At 42.4% G+C, this 24,312-nt stretch carries 18 protein-coding genes; 6 read left to right on the top strand and 12 right to left on the bottom strand.

Annotated elements, in window-relative coordinates:
* Window positions 1-47: 47 nt before the first annotated feature.
* The 3 genes from PR795_RS11835 (at window position 48) to PR795_RS11825 (ending at window position 3,565) form a co-directional block, all read left to right on the top strand.
* Window positions 48-1,310 carry a phenylacetate--CoA ligase family protein gene (locus tag PR795_RS11835; RefSeq protein ID WP_232373819.1) on the top strand — a complete coding sequence of 421 codons (1,263 nt, stop codon included), beginning with the start codon at window positions 48-50 and terminating at the stop codon, window positions 1,308-1,310.
* The gene (locus PR795_RS11830) at window positions 1,307-2,203 is read left to right on the top strand and encodes a GNAT family N-acetyltransferase (protein ID WP_181480856.1); all 897 of its coding nucleotides are present in this window, start codon (window positions 1,307-1,309) and stop codon (window positions 2,201-2,203) included. The genes PR795_RS11835 and PR795_RS11830 overlap by 4 nt, the downstream gene beginning before the upstream one ends.
* Window positions 2,204-2,470: 267 nt before the next feature.
* Window positions 2,471-3,565 carry a porin gene (locus PR795_RS11825; protein WP_036963696.1) on the top strand — a complete coding sequence of 365 codons (1,095 nt, stop codon included), beginning with the start codon at window positions 2,471-2,473 and terminating at the stop codon, window positions 3,563-3,565.
* A gap of 55 nt (window positions 3,566-3,620) precedes the next feature.
* On the opposite strand, the gene gss is transcribed toward PR795_RS11825, so the two are convergent.
* Both gss and PR795_RS11815 read right to left on the bottom strand, forming a co-directional pair.
* On the bottom strand, window positions 3,621-5,516 hold the full coding sequence (gss, locus tag PR795_RS11820; protein ID WP_154636600.1) for a bifunctional glutathionylspermidine amidase/synthase: 1,896 nt from the start codon (window positions 5,514-5,516) through the stop codon (window positions 3,621-3,623).
* A 161-nt stretch (window positions 5,517-5,677) separates the two neighbouring features.
* Window positions 5,678-5,941: a DUF3811 domain-containing protein gene (locus tag PR795_RS11815; RefSeq protein WP_006659807.1), complete on the bottom strand. Its 264-nt coding sequence runs from the start codon at window positions 5,939-5,941 to the stop codon at window positions 5,678-5,680.
* A 144-nt stretch (window positions 5,942-6,085) separates the two neighbouring features.
* Between PR795_RS11815 and mnmH the strand changes: the two genes are divergently transcribed.
* The gene (mnmH, locus tag PR795_RS11810; protein ID WP_036963691.1) at window positions 6,086-7,207 is read left to right on the top strand and encodes a tRNA 2-selenouridine(34) synthase MnmH; all 1,122 of its coding nucleotides are present in this window, start codon (window positions 6,086-6,088) and stop codon (window positions 7,205-7,207) included.
* Window positions 7,208-7,335: 128 nt separating this feature from the next.
* Entirely contained in the window at window positions 7,336-8,550 is a 1,215-nt protein-coding gene (locus PR795_RS11805) for a hypothetical protein (RefSeq protein WP_272516850.1), read from the top strand.
* Window positions 8,551-8,834: 284 nt separating this feature from the next.
* Here the strand turns inward: PR795_RS11805 and PR795_RS11800 are convergent, their stop codons facing one another.
* The 5 genes from PR795_RS11800 to PR795_RS11780 all read right to left on the bottom strand — a co-directional run bounded on the left by PR795_RS11800 (window position 8,835) and on the right by PR795_RS11780 (window position 12,920).
* Window positions 8,835-9,479: a LysE family transporter gene (locus PR795_RS11800; protein WP_181480912.1), complete on the bottom strand. Its 645-nt coding sequence runs from the start codon at window positions 9,477-9,479 to the stop codon at window positions 8,835-8,837.
* Between the two features lie 121 nt (window positions 9,480-9,600).
* Window positions 9,601-10,059: a YaiI/YqxD family protein gene (locus tag PR795_RS11795; protein WP_006661738.1), complete on the bottom strand. Its 459-nt coding sequence runs from the start codon at window positions 10,057-10,059 to the stop codon at window positions 9,601-9,603.
* A gap of 167 nt (window positions 10,060-10,226) precedes the next feature.
* Complete coding sequence (locus PR795_RS11790) at window positions 10,227-11,252, bottom strand: threonine aldolase family protein (protein ID WP_036965749.1); 1,026 nt, start codon at window positions 11,250-11,252, stop codon at window positions 10,227-10,229.
* A gap of 102 nt (window positions 11,253-11,354) precedes the next feature.
* Window positions 11,355-11,996: a DNA oxidative demethylase AlkB gene (alkB, locus tag PR795_RS11785; protein WP_036963683.1), complete on the bottom strand. Its 642-nt coding sequence runs from the start codon at window positions 11,994-11,996 to the stop codon at window positions 11,355-11,357.
* 45 nt (window positions 11,997-12,041) lie between these two features.
* Window positions 12,042-12,920, bottom strand: coding sequence for an EamA family transporter (locus PR795_RS11780; protein ID WP_181480853.1), 879 nt, complete (start codon window positions 12,918-12,920; stop codon window positions 12,042-12,044).
* 84 nt (window positions 12,921-13,004) lie between these two features.
* Here PR795_RS11780 and PR795_RS11775 point away from each other — a divergent pair, with 84 nt between their 5' ends.
* A complete protein-coding gene (locus tag PR795_RS11775) occupies window positions 13,005-13,490 on the top strand; it encodes a MarR family winged helix-turn-helix transcriptional regulator (RefSeq protein ID WP_006659815.1) in 486 nt (161 codons plus the stop codon).
* 40 nt (window positions 13,491-13,530) lie between these two features.
* Here the strand turns inward: PR795_RS11775 and PR795_RS11770 are convergent, their stop codons facing one another.
* The 5 genes from PR795_RS11770 to PR795_RS11750 all read right to left on the bottom strand — a co-directional run bounded on the left by PR795_RS11770 (window position 13,531) and on the right by PR795_RS11750 (window position 24,245).
* Window positions 13,531-15,585, bottom strand: coding sequence for an SWIM zinc finger family protein (locus PR795_RS11770; protein ID WP_181480852.1), 2,055 nt, complete (start codon window positions 15,583-15,585; stop codon window positions 13,531-13,533).
* Window positions 15,582-16,745, bottom strand: coding sequence for a VWA domain-containing protein (locus tag PR795_RS11765; RefSeq protein WP_006659817.1), 1,164 nt, complete (start codon window positions 16,743-16,745; stop codon window positions 15,582-15,584). Before PR795_RS11765 ends, PR795_RS11770 begins: the two co-directional genes overlap by 4 nt.
* Window positions 16,738-19,296 (bottom strand): DUF5682 family protein, encoded by a 2,559-nt coding sequence (locus PR795_RS11760; RefSeq protein ID WP_272516849.1) that lies wholly within the window; start codon window positions 19,294-19,296, stop codon window positions 16,738-16,740. Before PR795_RS11760 ends, PR795_RS11765 begins: the two co-directional genes overlap by 8 nt.
* A 63-nt stretch (window positions 19,297-19,359) precedes the next feature.
* Window positions 19,360-20,469: an ATP-binding protein gene (locus PR795_RS11755; protein WP_006659819.1), complete on the bottom strand. Its 1,110-nt coding sequence runs from the start codon at window positions 20,467-20,469 to the stop codon at window positions 19,360-19,362.
* 38 nt (window positions 20,470-20,507) lie between these two features.
* Window positions 20,508-24,245 (bottom strand): DUF4132 domain-containing protein, encoded by a 3,738-nt coding sequence (locus PR795_RS11750; RefSeq protein WP_272516848.1) that lies wholly within the window; start codon window positions 24,243-24,245, stop codon window positions 20,508-20,510.
* Between the last annotated feature and the right edge of the window lie 67 nt (window positions 24,246-24,312).

Below are 24,312 nucleotides of genomic sequence, written 5' to 3'. Positions count from 1 at the left end.
AAACATAACTGTTGGAATAGATGAATATAACTACAATGAAAACATATATGAATGACACGTCCACATTATCTCTTGAACAACTTGTCGAATTTGCTCGCCAGCATTCTCTTTATTATGCTCGACATTATCAGCAAGTTCCCAAACATGGCTGGCAGCTATGTGATTTACCTCTGATTGAACCTGCAAATTATTGGGCTGAAAGTCATGAGTTGACCCGTTGGCCAGTATTAACTGCCCCTTTTACCGATGGTTTTGCCTTTAAAACAGCAGGCACCAGTGGTGCCTGTAAATTATCCCTCTATACTCGTAGCGAATGGCGTACCTTCGTGACCAGCTTTAGCCGTAGCCTATCAGTCCAATTACAATCGGGCGATCGCGTTGGAAATCTATTCTTTGCTGGAGACCTATACTCTAGCTTCTTATTCATTCATCAGGCGCTTTCCCATGTGGATATTCCCATATGTGAATATCCATTTAGTGGGTCAATAGAGCCTCAAAGCTTATTTGATCAAATAAGCCAATATAAAATCAATGTCCTCGCTGGTGTGCCCGCCACGTTATTACGGTTAGCAGCAAAAGCTGAGGAGCAACATAAGCAACTATTTGAAATTTCGCTTATTCTCTTTGGCGGCGAAAGCTTATTTGCAGAACAATTATTATTACTTAAACGTATTTTTCCTCATGCCCGTATTGCCTCTATCGGGTGTGCCGGTGTTGATTCAGGTTTGATAGGTCAGAGTGACCCACAGTGTCATGTTGGTGAGCACCGAGTTTTTGAACCCGAAACTATTATCGAAATTATTGATGAGATGACGGGTGAACCTATTAAGGATGAAAATCGGACAGGCATGCTGGTTGTCACAAACTTAACGCGCAAACTTATGCCGCTGATTCGCTACCCTGTTGGTGATATTGCTGCTTGGTCGGAACCTATGGGAAAACCGGCTCGTAAGTTCATTTTGCAAGGTCGAAGTAGTTTTGGTCATCGCATCCGAGTTGGTCTCTCGACGATTTACCCTGACGATATTGACATGCTTATTACCGAAAAACTCGGTAGACAACAATGGCAAATAATATTGGCGCACGATGAACACAGTAACCAATTAACATTACGTATTGCTTTTTCCGGCAATAAAACGCATTCCGATATGCTGTTTAATATCATCCAAACAGAGAGTCATAAATCTGAACCATTACATTGGATTATTGAATGGTGCAAACCCGATGAGCTCATCTGTAGCACTCGAACGGGTAAATTACAGCGCATTATCGATCGCCGTACATATGTGACGAAGAAGAGTAGAAGATGATTATCAGGCGCTTTCAAGTCACAGATGCCAATGAAATCAGCGCTCTCTTTCGTGAGATATACGCTGAACGCTATGTTTATTCTGATCTTTATGTTCCAGCAATGATCACTTGGCGTAATACACAACACAATTGGTACAGTGCTGTCGCAGTAATAAATAATAAGATTATCGGACACGCAGCCTTAAGACGGGAGAATAACCACGCCACGTGTGCAGAGTTGGCGATGATTGTTATCCATCCTATGGCCCAGCATCGTGGTATAGCATTCAAACTTGGCAAGTACCTATATGATGAAGCACATAAACAGCAATTAACAACACTCACTATTAAAATGGTATGTAGCCATTCTCGTTCACAGCAGTTGGCAATAAATCTAGGTTTCCATACGACAGCTCTTTTACGGGACTATGTCAGTTCACCATTTGAATCGGGTCATTTTGAGAGCGTTGTTGTCGGTGTTCAGGCTTTACAACCTAGACCCGTGCCAACATTAGGTAAGATGAACGGACAACCAAATACACTTTCATTACTGAGTGTTCCATTCGGTAACAAATCACCGTCTTCCATCGAGTCAATACGACACGCGTTTCCGATAGAAATAACTGATGTTAATGCGCGCATAAACGTCATTATTCACCAAGTAACACAAGACATTATCAATGAACTCAGTGAGTTGCCTCATGGTCGGCTTATCTATCTTCAAGTGCCAATAAATGGCGGATTAGCAAAATACCATCCCGTACTTTATCAAGCCGGCTATCGAGATGCAGGTCTAATACTCGACAATAGCGGAGAGTGGTTTTGGCTATTTCAGCGTGGGTTTAAACGGCAACATCTTCAATTATGTTGCCCCATTGCACAAAAACTACAAACAGATTTATTTTTAAATTAGCTCTAGTTTCATTCTTAAAGGGTTATGGCTCACCACAATGAAGCCATAACCCTGAACTCCTCAGTATTCTGTTATTACCGTTCAAACAATGACTTAGCAATATAATTTGCGAGTAATCACATTTAGTTCAGTTTAATCGACTTATTGAATAATTCTCATTTAATTTTTGATTGCCTGAATTAGTAACTTACATTGATAATATGTGCGATTTATTTCTTATCTATGCATAAAATCAACTGATTTATACGCTTTTTAAAGGATTTTTATATGAAATACAATAAATTAGCAACACTTATCACAATTCTAGCCGTCACCGGTTCAGCGAATGCCGCCGAAGTGTATAACAAAGATGGCAATAAATTTGATGTTTACGGACAAATTGACGTACGTCACTATATTGCAGACTCGAAAAGTGGTGAGGATGGTGATGATTCACGCGTTCGTTTAGGGTTCCGTGGTGACACCCAAATCAACGATCAACTCACTGGCTATGGTCGCTATGAGTGGGAGACACCAACCAATAAATCTGAGAGTGACAATGAAAACCAAAATCGCTTAGCCTATGCAGGGTTAAAGTTTGCTGATTTTGGTTCACTGGATTATGGTCGTAACTATGGTGTGATTTACGATACTAACGCTTGGACTGATGTTCTGCCTTTATGGGGCGCAGACACCATGGATCAAGAAGATAACTTCATGACAGGTCGTAACCGTAATCTACTCACTTACCGTAATAATAATATGTTCGGTTATGTTGATGGATTAAGTTTTGCCCTGCAATACCAAGGAAAAAATGGCGATCAAAACAAATCTTCAGGCGATGATGCATTACAAAACAACGGTGATGGTTACGGCTTTTCAACCGCTTATGAATTAGGTTACGGCGTCACGTTGGGTGGTGGCTATGCCAATTCAACGCGTACTCCTGGACAACGTGATGGCTCAGTTGGCGCAACCGGTAAACGAGCGGAAGTTTGGAATGTCGGTGGTAAATTTGAATGGGAAGATTTCTACCTCGCCGCAATGTATGGTCAAGCCCTGAATACAACCCGTTATGGTCATGATGATGCAGAGGCTGTTGCGAATAAATCAGAAAACTTAGAAGTTGTAGCGACTTATACTTTAGATTTTGGTCTAACCCCTTCTATTGGCTATAACCAATCTAAAGGGAAAGATTTGGGTGATTACGGTAGCAAATATTTAGTTAAATATTTGGCTGTTGGTGCCGCTTATGATTTCAATAACAACATGTCTGCCGTGATTGATTACAAAATTAACTTACTCAATAAAAATGATTTTACGCGTGATCACGATATCAACACTGATAACGTATTAGGTCTTGGTTTAGTGTACCAATTCTAATTAGTCGTCTGTCGAAAGTGGCGCTATCTTCAATATCAAAGATAGCGCCATTTTTTTAGTTACCTTGCTTTAAATACTCGTCGTCTTCAAGCACCCAAAGAGGCTCAATATCGCTGTCTTTCTTAATCACCAAAGAAGGATCTGAACGCAAACATGCGCCACCATAATGCCCGCCAACGGTGAAGGTACACACTTGAATATAACGGTCAGCAACTTTAGGCAAACACCACAGTTGTTGATAAACGTTCTCTTGATAGGCAAATTGACCACACGTTTCATCAAGAACTTCATCTTGATGATCCACCAAGCCAATATTGTTACCACAACGCCCCGCTATCGGTTTCACGGCATAACCGGTTTGACGTAACTCATCGTTAATTTCAAAGTCGGTATCCAATAAATATGGGTGATGCGGAAACAGTGACCATAAAATAGGCAAAATAGCTTTATTACCAGGGATCACGGTCCATAACGGTTCGAAAACACAAATTTCTGGGCGCAACAACACATCAATCAATCGAACATCATTATGGTGAGGGTGTCCTGTTCGGATAGGCAAACCCGAAAATTTAATATCGTTCTCACTTTCTTGGCGTAATTGTTCCAACGCAGTTTCCCATGCCCATGTTTTCCATACGCATTGAAGTATTCGCCCATCACCATCCACAACTTGACCCGTTTCATTCCAGACTAATTCGTCTAAACCATGAATAATCTTGCATTCAAATCCTGCAGCAATGATCGATTGAGCCATAAACAGTGCGTGATAGTCCTCTTCATTGTCTTTATCCTGCATGATATGAATAAAGGGTTTTGCTGTTGTATGCTTCCAAGTATCTGTGAGCAATTCTTGCAAGCGCTCACCGGGATTCCATCCTGTGCTTATCCCACTGATTTTTGACCATTTATCAATGATTAATCCAGTTTCTGTATGACAAGATGCTGAGTCCGCATTGTACTCATACACTTTCAGTCCTCGCTGATCCATACAAAAATCAAGTCGCCCCGTTACCATGTCATGCCTTCTATTTTGCCATGACAAACGTAAACGAGGCCAAAGGATTTCAGGAATATTAAATAATTTCAAAAGATTATCATCTTTCAAAACTTTTTCAGTTGCATGTAAATACATCAAGTGAACTTCGTTTGTCGCTTGCATCAATTGGTTTTCAGCGGTACTTGAAATCGTGAAATACTCGTGTGGATCGGCACTAATCTTATGACCGTGATTCGCCTTAACATACGCTAATTCGATAGGGTTAGATTCATCTAACCAATTCTGATTGAAATTAATTTGGCTATCTACTCTAGCAGCATGCAACTTCATTAATTGGGGATCAATCTCAGGCTCTTCATAGGCATACTGGTCATTATCCGTCTGTACCATCCAACCGAGGATTGTGGTATCTGTGAATGTGTCAGATAACGTATAGATTCCGTCATCAAACGTTAACGGAAGTTCTCGAGTCCATTGTTGCCCCACAGGTAGTTTATGGTGCAAAACATTTTGCTCCACAACTCTCACTTTGTTGTCAAAAACTTTTGTAATAACAGCGACATGCCCAGTATGTTGAAATTCGCCGCCCTCATCCCAAATCAACAAACTCCCCGCGGAAGGCTTCATGCGACTGCCATTTTTATAGGCGCGTAATGGCAAAATACCATCGTCTACCACATGGCGTAAAAAGCGTAATGCGAAAATTTCATACGCCATCCCGACATCCGTGAATACGACGCCATAGTTGAGGTAAAGAAAGCGGCGGGCAAACTCAACACATTGCCATTTATAGCCCATGTACTCATTATTGATATAGCTGCGAAAAGAGATATCTTCTTGCTTTTCGAGATCAGGAATAGAGCTGTAATCTGATGAATAAATCGCAACACCACCAGGGGCATAGCCAAGTAAAGTACCAAACGGTTCATGTTCTTCTGTCTTGCTCAGAGTCATATTACAGCCCCACTGATATTATTTAAATTGCAATTATAAGAATGCTAATAATCAGTATACGCCTGTAATATTTAAAAAACTTGGCTTTTTTTATGGCATAAAAAAAGCACTTACCAGTAAGTGCTCATCGAGTGAATATGGGATGGAATACTAAAATTTTGCTAGCGATGACCTCGAGTATGGTTATTCGATGACCAGTTGTATGTCGCAGAACTTTCACTTACACGTTCTTTTTTCTTTTGGGTTCTTTTTGCTTTCACTTCTTTTTCAACTTCAGCTGATATTTCAGTAATGATCTGTTTTCTGACTTTGTTCTCTTCTGAATTGGTTAAATCACGCCCTACACTTTTACGCTCTTGAGCTAACCGTTGTCTCACCCGCATTTTTTGAGTTTCAGTCATTTCTTGCAGCGTTAGTATTTTCATGTCATTACCCCTTCGAAAGTTGAAAGACGACTTTCAATATAGCACTCCATTCTCTTTTCGTCCCAGATAAGGTGCCATCCTGCCTATTTAGGAGTATAGTAGCCTTCATTGAAATCTGAATTGATATGAATCATTTTATTTATTATGGAATTAGCGCTATCCACTCTTGAAATTCGCCAGATCCTCGCTTCTGACACCCCAATTATTGATGTTCGTGCTCCTATTGAGTTTAAACAAGGTGCCATGCCATCTGCACTCAATTTACCGTTAATGAATGACGAGGAACGTGCTGCTGTAGGTACGTGCTATAAACAAAAAGGTTCAAAAAAAGCCGTCGAGTTAGGTCATCAATTAGTATCTGGAGAAGTGCGAGAAAACCGAATTAATGCTTGGAAAGCAGTGTGCCAACAACACCCTGAGGGCTATCTTTGTTGTGCTCGTGGTGGAATGCGTTCGCATATAGCACAACAATGGCTAAAAGACGCCGGTATAGACTACCCACTCATCAATGGAGGGTATAAAAATTTGCGCCAAACCACCCTTGATGCCATTGATGAATTAGCACTGCGCCCAATACTATTAATTGGTGGCTGTACGGGGAATGGAAAAACATTATTGGTCCAAAGCTTCGATAATGGAATTGATCTCGAAGGGATTGCTCATCATCGCGGCTCCTCTTTTGGCCGTACATTAGAAACCCAGTTTTCACAAGCCACGTTCGAGAACCATCTAGCGGTTTCTATGTTAAAAAAAGCCCCCAAGCACAACCGATGGATAGTAGAAGATGAAGGTCGTGCGATTGGTGTTAACAGCCTGCCTGATTCACTACGTCGAGCAATGGAAACCGCAACCATCGCTGTTGTTGAAGATCCTTTTGAGCGGCGCATTGAAAGGTTAAAAGAAGAATACTTTGACCGAATGACCCATGATTTTTTGACTGCATTCGGTGAAGAACAAGGTTGGATTGCCTACAGTGAATATTTACATCATGGATTGTATGCGATACGTAAACGTTTAGGCTCCCAACGAGCCATTGAGCTAACAAAATTACTCGATGAGGCTTTAATCGCTCAGCGCCAAACCGAAAAAACTGATGTCCATTTTTCGTGGCTAACCCCGCTTCTCCATGAATATTATGACCCGATGTATCGTTATCAATTGAGTAAAAAATTGGATCGAGTGGTATTCAAAGGGACATATGATGAAGTCTCTGAATGGGTCAAACTGACCGCCAACGAGGAATGTCCCCTTCCATCATATAAATAACCTTCGCCATTTTTTTAGATATTGGTGATTTTCCATGCATAACATTGCTTTTTGCAAGTTACTTAATAACCGTTTGGTATGTTAGCTGTGAATATATCAACACATATAATTAACTCTGGAAGAAAACAATGTCTACTATTAATACTAATACTCAATCAACTCAATACATACAGACCCTTTCTAAGCAAGCACTTAGTGAGAAAAAACAAACGCTCACCAACCAGCTTAAAGTAATTAATAATACAATTGAAAGCCATCAAAGTCTGTTTCATGAACAACAAAAAGAGATTAAACATATACAAGAGGGAGTATTACCTGAATTGATGAAAATATCCGATCAGTATGGCAGTGATAGCATAATTCGTATCAAAAACAAACAGATTCGCGAGCAACCAAGTAACAGTTTTTTAAAAAAACTCTTTTTTGGTAACCGTTATAAATCAGAGTTAAAGATTGCGGCTGAAATAGCGGAGAGCAAAAAGAGCCATATTACAGCCTCTGAATTTAGTAACTATCTCAATCGGAGAATATTTAAATATAAAACAAAAAATAATGAATTAACACAGACAATATGCTCTGAGAAGAAGAGTCTTCCTTCAATTAACAAAGAACTCACACAAATTAATGCTCAATTGGAAAAGATTCAATTACAAGAAGCCGAAGACCAAAAAATTGATGAACAAAACAACAATTTTGCATTGATTTACCAAAGTAATGCTGGCTGTGAAGCGATTAATGCGCAAGTGCGATATCTTTATGGTTCATCCACTCAAAGCGCAAGCTTAAGAGGTAGTGACGTCATCAACGAATATGAGCGTGTTCATGGCGATAATATTTTTACCAAAGGCAATAAACATTACAAATTTAAGTTGAAATACTATGCAGAAGAACTGAAGCAACTGGTCGAGACTGCAATACAAAACTGGTATACCCCAACAATGACAAACAAGAAAACGTATCGTGGGCAAAGAATGACGAGTGAAGGACTCCAGACATTAATACAGCATTTTAATGCCGATAAAAATCACGATCATAAAACTGTTTATCAATTAGGGCAGTTTTTCTCCACCTCTTCAAGATACGATATCGCTGAACGCTTTGCTAAGTCTGGCGATAATGGGGTAAAAGTCATATTTACTGTCATGGGTAACAGTGGAAACGAGATTTATGTTTCTGATGGACTTGGCTTTAATGATAATGAGAGTGAGAGGCTTTATTCTCCACTCGCAAACTTTACGGTGACCAATTTCACCCGAAGTTCAGAGAAGAATAAGAATTATACCTATTATATTACATTAAAAGAAGTCCCATCACAGGAAGGGGCAAAATTACTTCCTTACTAAGTCAAACTTCCGCTATATCATCAAAAAACGTGACACCGTCACGGAATATTGATGATATAGCCAATTAACAAAACCCGATTCCCAATAGAAATAACCCCTCTAATACACAACATATCCCTGAACTAACATACCAAAACAGATCATGATAATACGCTTCCCCGCTTGAGCCATTTGAATCCACCTGCCCCAACACCAAACAAGCAAAATGTAATAGTGCGGCGTTCCATGTTAGAACGGCAGCCAAATACTATGCGGTTATTCCTATGCTTGATCTTCCCATGAGTCTATTTTTTAAAGGCGAGCTCGGTAATACCTTGGTAAATCAATTTAGAAGCTAATCCGCCTAAAATCAATCCAACCCCTTTACCAATAACTTTATGAATACGGGAATAAGTACGCCTAACTGAGGATAATGAGAATGTCTGGCATAATATAATACGCCAAATAAGGGATGCTAAAACAATTCCAAGCCAAATCAAAAGTTTAGCCCAAAGCGGTGTTGACGGTGAAATCGTCGTAGAGAAAATACTCATAAAAAATAAAACGGTTTGCGGGTTAGATAGATCAGCAATTAATCCTCTACGGAAATAAACCCCTGTCGGAAAAATTTCAGTTTTATTTTCAGCTGCAAGAGACAGTTGCGTTTTATTTCGAAAGACACTGATCGCGTAATACAGCAGGTATAAACCGCCTAAAATCTTAATCAGGGAAAATAACGATTCAAATTGAGTCATTAAAGCCACCAGCCCAAATAACCCTAACCCTGAATAAATCGCATCCCCTAAGACAACGCCATAACCACATGTTAATCCGGCTTTTTTACCTGAACTTAACGTCGTTTGAACAACAGTGAATAAGTTAGCTCCAGGATTAAAAAAGGTCAGAACAAATAAAAACAGCGTAATCACAATACTGTGTAGTGGATCCATCATGGTGTCTCACATTTGAGGAGGATTTTTTTATTATAGACACAGATAACTCACCGTAGTGCAATCTATGTCAGGTTATTGAAACTCCATCCTAAGCGAAAAATGTGCTCCCCAAAAACAACTATGCCAACGATTTTCTGCGTTGCAGTAACCACTTATCCAATTCATTAGCAAATTGTTGACGATCTCGCTGATTTAAACTCGCGGGGCCCCCTGTTTGCACACCACTTGCTCGCATCGTATCCATAAAATCTCGGATGGTTAAACGCTCACGAATGGTTGCCTCACTGTAACGTTCACCTCGTGGATTTAACGCAACAGCCCCTTTTTCCATCACTTCTGCTGCCAATGGGATATCCGCGGTAATAATTAAATCCCCCGCTTGCGCTCGTAAAACAATTTCATTATCCGCAACATCAAAGCCCGCAGGTACTTGTAACGTTTTTAAAAATGGTGAAGGCGGAACGGACAAGCGCTGATTCGCCACAAACGTAATTTGCACTTTCTCTCTATCTGCTGCTCGATATAACACTTCTTTAATTACTTTCGGACAAGCATCCGCATCAACCCAAATTACCATCATTAACTTATAACCTATTTATCTAAAAATTTGTTGCCTCACATCTATAGCATGTGATGAAAATTGAGAAGGAACTCACTGCTTAGCGTTAAAGCTGAGGATGATAGCATGAACGACACCTGTTAGCTGGAAAGTAAGCCCTAATCACAGGGCTTACACTAACTTAATTAACGCAGTGATTTAAATACGCGAATAAATGCCTCAACATCTTGCTCGCTTGTTGACCACGAAGTACATAAACGCACACACGTTTTACCCGCTTCCGGTGCTGGCATACTACTTAATACATAGTGAGTAAGCAGTTTTTTCGCTAAATCATCCGGTAACACGACAAACACTTGGTTCGATTCAACTGGCGCTAAGAATTCAAAACCTTGCTGAGTAAAGAATGCCGCTAAGTGCATTGCCATCTCATTTAAATGTTTACCCAATTTAAAATAAAGATCATCTTTAAACAGGGCGTTAAATTGCGCTGCAAGTAACCAACCTTTAGCCTGTAACCCACCTTTTTGCTTGATGCTAAAGCGAAAATCAGATTTTAAGCTTGGGTTTAGAATCACTAAAATTTCGCCAGTTAATGCGCCAATTTTAGTGCCGCCAATATAAAAAATATCGGTCAACTGAGCCAGATCCTCAATGGTGACATCACTTGCATGAGACATTAATCCTGATGCCAAACGCGCGCCATCCATAAAGAGCCATAAACCCTGTTCATCACAAATCTGGCGCAGTGCAATCAGTTCGTCTTTGCGATAAACCGTTCCAATCTCTGTCGAGTTACTGATATATACCAGTTTTGGCTGTACACAATGCTCATCAGTGTGGTGCGCTAATACTTGTTTAATCAATGCGGGTGTCAACTTACCGGACGCTGAAGGTACCGTGAATACTTTATGTCCTGTTGCTTCAATCGCACCCGTTTCATGTACGGCAATATGCCCCGAATCCACAGCAATAGCAGCCTGATGCGGTCTTAATACATGGGAGATAGCCGTTAAATTGGTGATCGTTCCACCATTAAAGAAATGAATATCTGCATCTGGACGACCAATACGCTGTTTTACTTGCTCAGCCACACTGGCGCATAACGTGTCGGTACCATACCCTTCAAAACGCTTACCCACTAAACTATTGAGTTCTTCCATCACTGCTGGGTGCGCTATTTCATTATAATCGTTAATAAAACTGTACATTGGCAACCTACCGTTAACTCGTGTTGTGTTAAAAACAAGCCAACAGTTATATGCGTATATTATTCAATATTCAATGATATTTTATCGGGGATCGATATCGCATTACTTTGCTGATTGTGAACGACGAAATGTGAGGTTAAATCGATACGCGCCGAATTGCGGATGAACCCCTGATTTAATGTGGCGTACACCATGGTAATTCAGTCGTGAACGTCCCCCCCAAACGAATACATCGCCATGTTCCAATTCAATGGATTTACGAGGATGCTCTCTCGTTGAGCCGCCAAAATCAAATATCGCCGGTAACCCTAATGAAAAAGAGACAATGGGTTGAGAAAAATCGGCTTCATCTTTATCTTGATGCAACGACATTTTCGCACCTACACCATAACGATTTATTAAGCAGGCATCGGGGGCAAAACCAACGAAACCTGCTTTTTCAGCGGCATTTATCGATAATTGTTTAAATAATGCAGGCATTAGCGGCCATGCTTGTTGAGTGTTCGGGTCAATCGAAGAATAACGGTAACCATGATGATCAGTCACCCAGCCCCAATCTCCACAATTGGTCATCGCGACTGACATGGCATAGCCACTGGGTGTTTCCATATGACGTAGAGGTGCTTGGGATATCACCGCCGATAATTCAGCGAGTATTTGTTCCCCTTGCCCAAGCAGAAAACCTTTAAGAAGGTAAGCATCTGAGGCAATGTCGATCGTATTGTCTTCATCTGGAAATAGCATAATCACCACGTATCGGAAATGAGCGCCTATTCGGCGCTTTTCTATTTAAACCTCTTGCTGTCGCCTTTTCAAGGCTAATTTGCGCTCCACTCTTTGGCTCCCCCATACACTGAGTAAAATCACTAACATTCCCAGTAACTGCAATGGACTCAACTGTTGATCAAGCCATAACCACCCTAGAATCACTGCGCTCATCGGGCTTAAAAAGCCCAATGATGCCACAGAACTCGGACCTAAAATGGCGAGTCCTCTGAACCATAATGCATACGTCAGTGCGCCACCAATCAACGTTAAATAGCTCAACCCGACAATATTTAAAACACTCAACGATGGCAATGCAGGCTCAAGAAGCAATGCGAATGGCAGTAAAACTACCCCTCCGGCAGTTAATTGCCACGAGGTAAAAGTTAATGCCGAAACGGGTGGCTGCCAGTGACGACTTAATACCGTTCCCGCCGCCATCGAAAGTGCACCACCAAGCCCTGCAATAATTCCCGTAGCATCTAATGCGGCACTTGGCGTCAGTAATAAAATTGCTACACCAAAAATACCACTCAACGCCGCAAAAATAGAAAGGCGAGATAATGGACTATTTAATAACCATCGACTCAGAAACAAGACAATCAACGGTTGTATCGCACCCACCGTTGCCGCTACGCCACCGGGTAAACGGTATGCGGAGATAAACAACAGCCACCAAAATAGCGAAAAATTTAAAATGCCAAGCATAAGTACTCGTCCCCACCAAATCCCCTGAGGCAATTTGCGTAAAAATAGTAAAAGTAACAATCCTGCGGGTAAAGCACGGAGCATGGCTAATGTCAGAGGCATACCCGCAGGCAGCATTTCAGTGGTCACTAAGTAGGTACTTCCCCATACAATTGGCGCCAGCGCAGTTAAAAATAGAATCCAATATCTATTCATGTTTACACTCTAATTGATTTATCTTGAGGTCAAGATAAATTCAAGTTAGTTTGACGTCAAGATAGTTTGTTGTATGATTTACCGATGGATAGAATAGATAAAATCACTCAACAATGGGAACGAGAACGCCCAGACCTTGATATCAGCGCCATGGGGCTGATTGGTCGCTTAGGTAACGTCGCCCACCACCTCACCCGTGAAATGGAAAAGGTGTTTACGCAATTTGGTCTAAATCGATCAAGTTTTGACGTACTTGCTACCCTGCGTCGAGCAGGCGCCCCTTACACCTTAACGCCCAGTGACATGCTGGCAACATTAATGGTCACATCTGGCACCATGACTAATCGCATCGATCAGCTCGAAAAAGCGGGGTATGTTGTTCGTCATGTTAATCCTGATGATGGGAGAGGCTTTTTAGTGAGCTTAACGGAGGAAGGACTCGAGTTGATAAACCGTGTCGTGACTGCACATACCGAAAACCAATCTCGTTTGGTCGCATCACTTTCTCATGACGAGCAGCAGGCATTGAATCAATTATTACGCACCTTTTTAAATGCCCTAGAAACATAGTCTATGGGTAGGTGGGGAATTCCCTTTCCCCACCTACCCATTAATGATTAAATTCAAACGGCATAAGCATTTGTGAACGTTCAAATTGATCACAAAGATAAACCAGTCGCAGGAGATTCTCCGCCGTCTGATTCTCCTGCTTTAGGTAGTGCATCAGCTGTTTTGCAAACCACAACATACCTAAATCCTGCAATGTATTAGCCACAAAGCTTAACTCTTCACGTTGGCTGACAGATAATTGTGTACGCCCAGTACAACTTTGTGCTTCAAGAATAGAAAAAATGGGGCGAGTAATTTGCTGCGCCAACAGCGTTTTTGGCACAAATACCGCATTATCTTGCTGTTTTTTCGCCATATACTCGCGAATAGCAGTCATAAATTTAGATGACTGTTTTTGGCGCGGGACTGATTCAAAATCGAGGTAAAACAGCTCAATGCCTAACTCTCTTTTTAACCAAAGTGTCTTGGGTATCAGGTGTAATTGCTGCTGATAAATATCGACTTGTACGGTAACTGCACGGATATCCCAATTTTTTTGTGTGATAAAACGTAATTCATCAATTTTATTATTTTCAATACCTTGCCAGTTTAACCGTAAAAATGCCCGATTTTGATTTGTATCCTTCACTTCCCAAATCACACATTGTTCAATCTCATTCCAGTGCAAGGGTTCATAGCTTTCAATATGCAACACGACAGGCTCAAATTGAGCATCCTCCTCCCGTTCACTCAAAAAGGTTGCTGCCGCTTTCCAATCATCAAAGCCCAGCGTATTTTTTAGTGATTGATAAGCATCATCTGTCATACGCGGCTCTATATTCACCGCATAGCTATCCCCATTAGCCGCAAGCTTGCCTTCATCGGACAAACGCGGATTATGCAACGCAAAACCACTGCGCATTAGATTATCCGCCGTTTGTTTCCAAATGGCTAAAGTCTGCCAAACACTCTGGCGGGTAAAGCTTGAGTCAAGGGTATTTGCACGTACCTGACTACATTGAACGACTTTTTTCTCTTGGCTATCCCAAAAACTAAACGTTCCCCCAATTGCCCCGCTTTGGGTCTGCCACCATTCGGCATTGATAGGTATTAACGTGAGTATGTCGGTTTTAGTATCATATTGACGGCGGCCAAAGGCGCGTAACCTAGGCATTTGTTCATCATTTGCATGGGTTAATTGATAGAGATAACTGCGAATTTGCGCGATAAATCTCAATACTTGCCCTTCATCCATCGTGAAATGACGCAGTGCCAATAATCTCACTTGATAGCTTAAACGCTTTAAATAATTCGCTAAGCGAGGTAAACCTTCTGCACGTGCCGACATATTGAGTAAATGTAATTGTGCCGCACTACTCTGGCTAATATGGGAAAGACCTTGGCGCAACATCTCCTGAATGAAATGTTGAATCGTGGCGATCACTGTATGCTCATCATCACTTAATGTTAGTGTCGCTTCATGGCTCGGCATTAAATCATCTGGCCAAATCCAGCGTTGATTCTGCTGTACAAATACCTTGGCAATTGCAGCCAAATGCAGTGCTTTTTGTTGTTTTTCAGGTAATGAAGAAAGCATTCCCTGAAAGCCATTACCACGAATATAATTAATCGGCTCTTCATATTGAGGTAATGTTATTTTCAACTGATTAGATTGGTCGTCGACGATCACCGTGTGATCTTGCCAATCCTGCAAGATCTTCACTGCTAATCGACAATCTGCCTTACTGTTTTGCTTTATCAATACAATAGGATCTAACGCTAATAGCTCTGGTAAGAGAGGCTCGATGTCAATAGAGTTGATGTTATTCTCTGTAGAATCAATTGATTGCTCACTCTCGTATGATTGAACCCAAAGCACGGCTGCAAGGATATGCTTACAGCACCCCGCCGCTGAACAATCGCAATGGGCTTTTTGCACACCTTGAGGATCTAATGTGACTTGCTGCCCATCACTGGTAAAAGTTCCATCCGCTAAACAAATGGGTGTGACTTTGTCATTTTCCAGATCTTTGCGGGCACGGCGCAATAATCCGACATTCGCAAATACCGCCAATGCGTCATCATCATAGTGTAGATAAACTGTTTTCCAACTCATTGCATCACCTCAGCTAACCAATGAGCGAAATGCTCCGGCGTTAATGCCGCCACACTCATGCCCCTATCCGCCAGCTTCTGCGCAATTTCAGTATCATAAACTGGCAATGCCTCATCATCTAACGCTGCCAATCCCAACAATTTGACCTGCTGGCTATGCAAACGCTCCGTGCAATTGAGTAGATGGTTCAGCGCACCACCTTCTTCGAAATCACTGATCAACGAAATAACCGTACGTTTTGGGTTGCGGATCAAACTTTCACAATAGTGCATCGCTTTGGCAATATCCGTTCCTCCCCCTAACTGCACAGTCATTAATACCTCAACTGGATCATGCGCCAAATGGCTCAAATCAACCACTTGAGTGTCAAAGACAATCAAGGAAACTCGAACAGTTGGTAATGCCGCTAAAATACTGGCACACACCGCCGCATACATAATTGAGCTTGCCATTGAACCACTTTGGTCAACACACAAAATCACATCCCACGGTAAATGTTGTTGCTGGCGGGCGTTAAAATACGGTGTTTTTATCACCAATCGTTGATTTTGTTGGTCGTAATTTTTTAAATTCGCCGCAATTGTCGCTCGCCAATCAAAATTGCGGCTATTGGGGATCAAAGAACGTTTAAAACGATTACGGCGTCCCGTTAGGGCTTGGCGGAATTGATGACGCATCTGGCTTAAAATATCATCCACGACTTTGCGAATAATATTTTTGACAGCATCTCTCGTCTCTTCACTCATTTTACCGCGTAAACTTAACAATGATTTAGCCAACGCTTTTGTCGGTTCCATCGCATTAAGTGCCTGCGGGCTTTTTAATAAGCTGCTGATCTCGTAGCGTTCTAACGCTTGGGATTGCATTCTTTCAAATGTACTATTGGGAAACAATTTCCGCGCTTGGTTCAACCAATTAACCGCAGTTAGCTGCGAAGCATCGAGTGAACCATGGCGACCACCTTCTTGGCGCAACCCACGGCGCTGATATTCTCGGCGATATAAAAAGTCCAAAGAGCGCTCAATTTTAAGTTCATCCGCATTTAATGCAGCTTGCCCCAATGCATTATCCGCATATTGCCCTAATATCAAACGCCAACGCTTCGCCAGTTGGTACTCTTCTTCTGTTAATGCAGTCTCTTTTGCTTGTGGCTTATCCATGAGATTGCCCCTCCGTGGATTCATCAAACCATCCAATGACCCCTTGCTGTATAAGTTGATGCTGAATTTTTTGTTCTAATTCCATAGCTTGGAGTAACTCTTGCTGATTAAATTGTGTTTGATGAAGCGTCAAATCTTGAGTTTCTAATGACAATTTTTGTGCCACAACTCGCGCCATTTGCGCATTTTGCTTAGGGGTTAATTGGCTAAACGCAAAACGTAGATCGGGTAATACCTGAATGAATCGTGCGTCATCCCACCCATTAAGCAGTTCATTCAGTTGCTCAATCAGCAGAGGTAAACGAACCACTAATTCCGGTGCCGTACGCATAATCCCGATGAAATAGCCAATTGCCAGCTCAGGATCACTACCTAAACTGAAGGTACGTTGGATTTCATTAATAAGAACCGATTCATCAATTTTTCCCCCCAGATAACGAATGGCATCCACGGCACCTTTAATTAATGGCGTATGATTCAAACGTCCATCAAGCCGGTTTAATTGCGCATAAAACTCAGCGCTATAATTGGTTTCTGGGCTAATTTCAGGAATAAACGTGATCAATTCACGACAAGAAAGCAATGCATCAAAATAGCGTTCCTGTTGCTGTTCATCCCCTTGAGAAACTTGATCCAAACAGAAAAATGTCTGCTGAACTACCCTATTAATACGCTCTTTGATGCCTGAATCTTCTGCCAGATCGAAAAAACCACGTCCGCGCCATAAGTGCACTAATTTATGACCGCATGCGACCAGCGACTCAAATTTATTATCTTGCTGAATATAACTATCGAGCAACATGAACAATGTTGGAATGCGCTGATGAAGCCCAATCAATGCCGCCTGCATCAGCAATGTCACTGCACTTTGGCTAGAGCGACTAACGCCTTGCTCTTCTAACTGTTTTTCCATCGCCAAAATTTTATTTAATGCAATGGACTTCAATTGCGTCCCTTTCTCTGAAAGCGCAATCAGCTCACCTTCTACATTAGGCGTCCACGCGTATTGCCACTCTTCAAATAATAAGTCCATCTGGTTACCTGACAGGAAATTGGGACCTGAAATGGGTTTAGCGAAATGGATCTCTAAAAATGTCAGAAGATGCAGAAAACGGCTGCGCAAGCGATGTTGCTTATTGCGATAAACATCCAAACGACTGGTTTTGGTTAACGTATCATCCAGTTTGAAACGAAACGCTTTCGCCAGTGAATATGCCTCAGAAACCAACGGCGGTGAGAGTGTTCCTTTGGGTATTTGCCCTAATGTGAAACCGGAAAAGCAGGTTTTGATTTGCTGCCAAAGTTCATCTTGGCTTTCATCTAAACTGCCTTTGATAAAGGCACTTTGGAGTCCATCTAGCAGATCATAGCGTCCCGCCCCTGTATGACCTCGAAAAGCAGCTAATCGAAGACTCTGCTCTGCCGCTAATTTGACGGACAAAAATCCAGGGGCGGCATCAAATTGTTTTTCGCGCAGGACTTCTGCCACGTAAGCCAAAAATTGAATGCCCAACTGATTGCGATACGCCGCCGTTGCCGCGATTTTTTGCTCTGATTGGTCGGCACGTTCTGTCAGCAACCCTTCCCACACTTTTTGATAAAATGCAGGGGATGGCATGCCTGACGCGTAGCCATTCAACGCATCAAGTCGGTCAAAGCTATAGCGGATAAGCCATGCACTGTCCCGCTCAGCCAGCTTTTGCTGTGCAGTAAATTGCTTTTGTTGTTCTGTTGATAGCTCAAATTGCTGGTCAGCCGTTTTTCCAAGCCCCTCGATCAACGCTAGAGTATGAAATCCGCCAGTCACCACGACAATTTTAGCATTCGGCTCCGCTGCTTTGATCGTCTGAATATGTGCTTGCATATGGGCTTCACGCTGTGTTGATCCTTCAGACACTAACACTTCAGGTTCATAATCTAAACGAGCCAAAGCACACCAAACAAAGCTATCACGAAAAAAACCGGACCAATTTGCTACTGACGCCAACGGGCGTAATTCAAACAGATGCTCCCAAAGCTCATCGTGATCACGGCATCCGCATTTTTTAGCAAGCTGAGCAATAAACAGGCTATGCGCAAGATAACGTTCCCGTTGCAGGCTATGATGCGGGTTTTCACTTTCATGATCGCATTCCACCTGCGCAGTCCATGGCAAGTCGATAAAACGTAATTGAGCTTGGTGCTGCTGCCCAATACGTAACGCTTGCCATTCTGGTGAGTATTCACAGAATGGAAAATACGCAGATTTCGTGACAGCGTCACTTTCATCGCATTGCTCGGGTGCGCATTTTACTGCGGTTTGCCCCATGATAGCCACCGGTGGTCGTGTATCTCCATCCAGTAGACCCGCAATTAATGGATTAAAACTGTCAGGCCCTTCTATCAACACATAGTCAGGTTTAACCTGCTCGATTAAAGCGAGTACGCTGTATGCACAGGCAGGGCTATGATGACGAATGGGTGCAAAGTAGAGGTGCTGTTCCTCTAACATTTCCCATTGATCAAGCGCATGCTGTAGCCGTTCTGGCAGTGTGATATTTGATAAACTCACCGATGATTTCTCTTATTGAGGTCGTGTGGCAGCCTGACGCTAGCCACACGGTGATGACTCAGATTATTGCCAAAATTCACGCGAGGCGTCGAAAAAGGCTTTCCATGCTTCGCTCTGTTTTGCACGCTCACGGGCGACATTATCAATGTAATAACGCATCCGCTTAATATCATCGACATTATCTTTGAGTACCACGCCAATCAACTGACGCGCGACCGCCCCTGCATTCAACGTCCCATTCCCTAAATAGTGCGCTTCTAACGCACACGCATAAGCAATATTGACCGCTTCAGCCGTAGACATCACCGCATCCGGAGTCTTAATACTCCCACCATCTTTGGTAGTGCCCGAACGCAGCTCTTGGAACGTCGTCACTAATAGCTCAATAACCTCTGTCGGCACCGTCACTTTACCATCCAATTCGCCTAACTCTACGGTGAGTTGCTTATTGATTAGTTCAATTTCAAATGACGGATCTTGGATAGGTTTGACGGTTTCAAAATTAAACCGGCGTTTGAGTGCCGATGACATTTCATGGACACCACGGTCACGTAAGTTGGCAGTACCAATTAAGTTAAATCCTGATTTCGCGCTGATCCGTGCATTATCTTTCATCTCAGGGATCATCATCTGTTTTTCTGACATCATACTGACCAATACATCCTGAATTTCAGGAGGACAGCGGGTGATCTCTTCAAAACGGACAATTTTACCTTGCTGCATGCCTTGATATAACGGTGAGCTGACAAGCGCTTTTTCTGTTGGACCTTCCGCCAGCAACAGAGCGTAATTCCATGAATACTTAATATGGTCTTCCGTTGTGCCTGCCGTCCCTTGAATAGTTAAGCCCGAATCACCACTGATCGCCGCGGCTAATAACTCAGACAACATGGATTTTGCTGTACCAGGCTCCCCTACCAGCATTAATCCTTGTTTTCCCAGCAGCGTTACAATAGCGCGATCCACTAGCGCATCATCGCCAAAAAATTTAGGTGTGATCTGTAATGCCTCATCGCCCAAAATAAATTGGCGCACTGCCCGCGGTGAACGTAGCCAACCCTGTGGTTTAGGGTTCGCTTTATCTGCTTGAGTTAATCGCTCTAACTCATCCTCGAAACGGACTTCTGCGCTCTCACGCAGAACCCCTTCCGTTACTTTTTTCGCCTTTGCCATGTCTGTTTCCTAAATTGTTGTCTTTATTATTTGGGTAATCACCAAGGGGTTTTCTTTTCCCACTCAGGATCAAAACCGGCACAGGCATCTGCGACTTTCAAGTAGTCAGCATAGCTTTCCGCTAATAAAATCGGTGGGACATTTTTTAGCTCAACATAGCCTCTATCCCATGAACTTTTTTGTGCGCGATCGAAGCTCAAGGAATATAACACCGCAGGAATATTCTCTTCCGGTACGTAGCTTCCGCTGAATTCCATATACACATAGCAATCTAAACTGGAGAAATATTTAAAATAGTGACAGAAGCTTCCACCATCTTCCGCTTGACCTCGCTGATAGCCCATCTTGGTCAGTACACCACGTAAGGTAAAAGTATCCGTAACCCAACCTTTCTTATCTTCAATTTCAGTCAGGGTTAAATCTAGCGCTGGGATCGTGTGATCCATTTGAGAGAATAAAAACTTCACTTTGTAATCTTTGAAGTGGGCGATCCACGCTTTGCGGTCATCATTCGATAACAATGCAGCATGAGCGAGTTGAATGCTGGAGCCTGCGCTAAGTTCTACTTCATCATCATCGAGGTTCAATAAGCAACCATCATCGGATGGGCGGAACTGATTAATCACTTGGTCATCTTTTATTTCTAACCAAACGAGTCGCTCAATCAAACCGCGCATCACAGGGTGATTTTGGATATATTCTTGCCAATCAGCGGTGCTCCACACACGCTCAGCACACATGGCTTCATACAGACGCGCAGTTTGTAATTCAATGACTTGCTTGAGCTCTTTCTTGCTGGATGTCAGTAATTTTTTCGATTCTTTAATCAGCTCTTCGTTATCCGTCTTACGAGCAGCGGGTAATGCTTTTATCTCTTTACCTTCAGGGTTAAACAACACCAATTTTTGTTGGGCATCGAGTTTTGCTGTAAACGTGCGGTCGCCGTATTCCAGCACGATGGTGCCCGTTTCATCCATACCTGCTGTTGGAATGGTACGATCCGCTAATTCATCCGCGCTCCACCCGTTACGCTGAGCAATATCAGCCACCAGTCCACGGGCTTTTTCCTGTACTGAAGCAGTGCGATACCGGCGAGAGAGTGACAATAAGAGTTGGATAATCAAAGGATCATTGCTAACTGCAATCGCATCAATCATGGCTTCAATTTGGGCACGGCGTTGGTAATGATCACGCATATACTGACGTAACATAGTGACCGCAACATGCCCTTCGATACCACAAATTAAAGCCAGCATCCCTTTTTCACTGATTGCTGAACCTAAATAACGACCTAAAACTTCGTTTTTGATTTCATTGATGGTCTGCTCAAGGGTGAAGTTCTCATATTTCGCATAATATTCAGGCCAACGTTTTACCCAATCTTGGTAATTTTTCAAACGCTGTGGAGCATCTTTTTCTGCTTCTGCCATCGCAGCTTCCAATGACGGACCAGCCACGTCTTGGCTAATAAAGCTATTTAAAATAAAGCTGCCTAATTTACGCTGACTTTCTAACGATAATAAACTGATATAACGCTGTAATAAGCCGTTACCCGCAGGCATTTTTAGCTTCACCGCCAAAATGATCCACCAGCGAATAATATCAGGATCAACCGCCTTGTTATCTCGCCATGTTATCGCCGGGATGGAGTCTAAATCAAACCATGCCATGCTGGCTGGTGCTTTAGCTTTTAAGCCTTTTTGTGCTTCGGCTAAAAGCACTTTTGGCGCTAAATAGCCGGAAATATCTTCGCCAAGCTGTTCTAGTGCCGTCAATAACGCCGCTCGCACAACTTCGCGTTTCTCTTTTTTCAGTAAGCCATACAACGGTTTGAGTGAATCTGAGTGCTTCAAGCGAGCTAACCATTCTATCGCGGTAACGCGGATCTCTTGCTTGCCCGACTCTAGCCCTTCCGCCGCATTCACATGAATATTTGGTAACGTTTCCAATAATTTTTGCGCACTTAAACGGTGGGTTTTATTTTCACCTAATGCTAACTCCATGATACGCGGAATAAATCGCGCTGGAATCGTCGGATATAACGCCAAAATAGCAACTGCATTGGATGCATCATATTCTTGGTAATAGCGGTGCCCTTCATGTTGCGGGATCAGCCCCAATGCTTCACTTAAGAAGTCTGGATACTGCATAAAGAAAGGCCAAACCTGCGCAGGTTCTCTAAATAACGATAACCCATGGTTATACGAACGCAGGCAGAGATCGGCGATTAAGCGGCTACCATGTTTAAAATGGCATTGTTCCAGCGCACGTTCTAACTGACGCAAATCGAGTTGTGAAAGGATCCGTACAGGCATTTCACGGGTGAGTTGATAGTGAGAAAAGTGGTCAACATCTGAGCGGTTATGGCTTAACAAACGTAGCGCATGGAACAGCGTAAATTCCGGTAGATTGTTAATACGCTCTTTATGTTTAAGAATATTATATTCATGGTCAGTAATGACCCCTACGCCTGTATTGAGTTTAGCTAATAAACCTGCGCACTCATCTTCGCTGTGCTTTTTAAACTCATTGTAATGGCGTTGTGACCACGTATATTTATGTTTTTCCTGCTTATTCTCTTCCAGCTCGCGTTCCGCATTTTCTTTGGCTTTTTGCAGCATTTCGCGGAAGTTAGACACCAGAATCTCAGCCGTACCCTCTGGTAACGGAGTATCTTCTATAAATATCACTTCCGGAATATCCACGTCTTCCACTTCGCTCGCACAATCCATAACATCAAAACGAGAAAGCGCACTTTCAATACTTTTTAGCACGGTTTTATTGGTTTCGACTTTCAATGCCGCTTCAAGTATGTCTCTATCTTTACCGATACGGGCAAACAGATCCGCAGCTTGAGTACGTTGTTTTGGCGTTCCTTCTAACAGCACTTTGGTTAAATGGGTTTTTACCGCATCATCCGGCAGGATAGACATCACTGGCTCTGCCGCAGAGCGTACCGTTTTCAGTGAGCTGGTTGCCAGCAGCACTAAAATATCAGCAAAAACACAGTATAGTGCTTCATCTTTTTTCAGTGTGTCGATCAGCTGTACCTGGCCACACGCGGAAAGATTACTTAACAACGTTTGGCGAATAAAATCTTGTTCAGCAATCAAATAGTCTTTAAAACCAGGTATCGCGAATAGTAACGCTAAGTTTTCATAGTGGTAATCAGACAGGTTTTGTCTATCAAAAATACCGTATAACAGCGTATGACCAGCTTGTTCCGCTTCACTTTCAACTAACTGGCTTAACAGCTCATAGCTCCAATGTTTGCGATGCTCATATTTTGCATTGCGGGCGTTATTCTCAAACGTGGTTCCAAACGCATCACATAGTAAATATAGCATCCAAGACGGTAGCTCCGGTGTTAACACCTTAATATTGACCTCTTGGCAAGCGGCTGCCACAACTTTGGCAAAACGAGCAATCTGGACAGGCGTAATCTCATCACCGACTTTAGCATACAATTTATGTCGCGCATTTTTGCCTTGGCGGATCAGCTTGGTATAAGGATTCGCATCAAAACTATGGCTGCCCCACCACCAATCTACTGTCCCTGGCTTATCTAATAAAATTGTGGCTTTTTCTTTATCCAACTGACCTAATTTAATCAAGATTTCAGGGGATTTTCCGTCAATAACATAATCAAATAACGCTTTTGGTAAGCTTTCTTCAAATGCAGCCAAAGGAAGCAAGGATTCTTGTAAATATTGTAACCCCGCAGTTGATCCTTTTTCGCCATATATTGGAAGAAGGTCAAAGGTGATTTTAGCCATGTCAATTTCCTAAATGTAGTTATATAACAACTTCTTATCATTTTTAGTTATTCGTCTCAATTTGATT

Origin of the sequence: Providencia sp. PROV209 (genome assembly GCF_028479485.1) — a bacterium.
GTDB lineage: Bacteria > Pseudomonadota > Gammaproteobacteria > Enterobacterales > Enterobacteriaceae > Providencia > Providencia alcalifaciens.
The sequence above is the reverse complement of the archived record's forward strand: the minus strand, read 5'-3'. Positions and strand labels throughout refer to the sequence as shown.

Coding starts and splice junctions, on each gene's coding strand:
- PR795_RS11805 (WP_272516850.1), top strand. CDS start 7,336: ATGTCTACTATTAATACTAATACTCAATCAACTCAATACATACAGACC.
- PR795_RS11770 (WP_181480852.1), bottom strand. CDS start 15,585: ATGAGTTGGAAAACAGTTTATCTACACTATGATGATGACGCATTGGCG.
- PR795_RS11815 (WP_006659807.1), bottom strand. CDS start 5,941: ATGAAAATACTAACGCTGCAAGAAATGACTGAAACTCAAAAAATGCGG.
- PR795_RS11795 (WP_006661738.1), bottom strand. CDS start 10,059: ATGGTAATTTGGGTTGATGCGGATGCTTGTCCGAAAGTAATTAAAGAA.
- gss (WP_154636600.1), bottom strand. CDS start 5,516: ATGACTCTGAGCAAGACAGAAGAACATGAACCGTTTGGTACTTTACTT.
- PR795_RS11830 (WP_181480856.1), top strand. CDS start 1,307: ATGATTATCAGGCGCTTTCAAGTCACAGATGCCAATGAAATCAGCGCT.
- PR795_RS11835 (WP_232373819.1), top strand. CDS start 48: ATGAATGACACGTCCACATTATCTCTTGAACAACTTGTCGAATTTGCT.
- mnmH (WP_036963691.1), top strand. CDS start 6,086: ATGGAATTAGCGCTATCCACTCTTGAAATTCGCCAGATCCTCGCTTCT.
- PR795_RS11790 (WP_036965749.1), bottom strand. CDS start 11,252: ATGTACAGTTTTATTAACGATTATAATGAAATAGCGCACCCAGCAGTG.
- PR795_RS11780 (WP_181480853.1), bottom strand. CDS start 12,920: ATGAATAGATATTGGATTCTATTTTTAACTGCGCTGGCGCCAATTGTA.
- PR795_RS11775 (WP_006659815.1), top strand. CDS start 13,005: ATGGATAGAATAGATAAAATCACTCAACAATGGGAACGAGAACGCCCA.
- PR795_RS11750 (WP_272516848.1), bottom strand. CDS start 24,245: ATGGCTAAAATCACCTTTGACCTTCTTCCAATATATGGCGAAAAAGGA.
- PR795_RS11755 (WP_006659819.1), bottom strand. CDS start 20,469: ATGGCAAAGGCGAAAAAAGTAACGGAAGGGGTTCTGCGTGAGAGCGCA.
- PR795_RS11765 (WP_006659817.1), bottom strand. CDS start 16,745: ATGGATAAGCCACAAGCAAAAGAGACTGCATTAACAGAAGAAGAGTAC.
- PR795_RS11825 (WP_036963696.1), top strand. CDS start 2,471: ATGAAATACAATAAATTAGCAACACTTATCACAATTCTAGCCGTCACC.
- PR795_RS11800 (WP_181480912.1), bottom strand. CDS start 9,479: ATGGATCCACTACACAGTATTGTGATTACGCTGTTTTTATTTGTTCTG.
- alkB (WP_036963683.1), bottom strand. CDS start 11,996: ATGCTATTTCCAGATGAAGACAATACGATCGACATTGCCTCAGATGCT.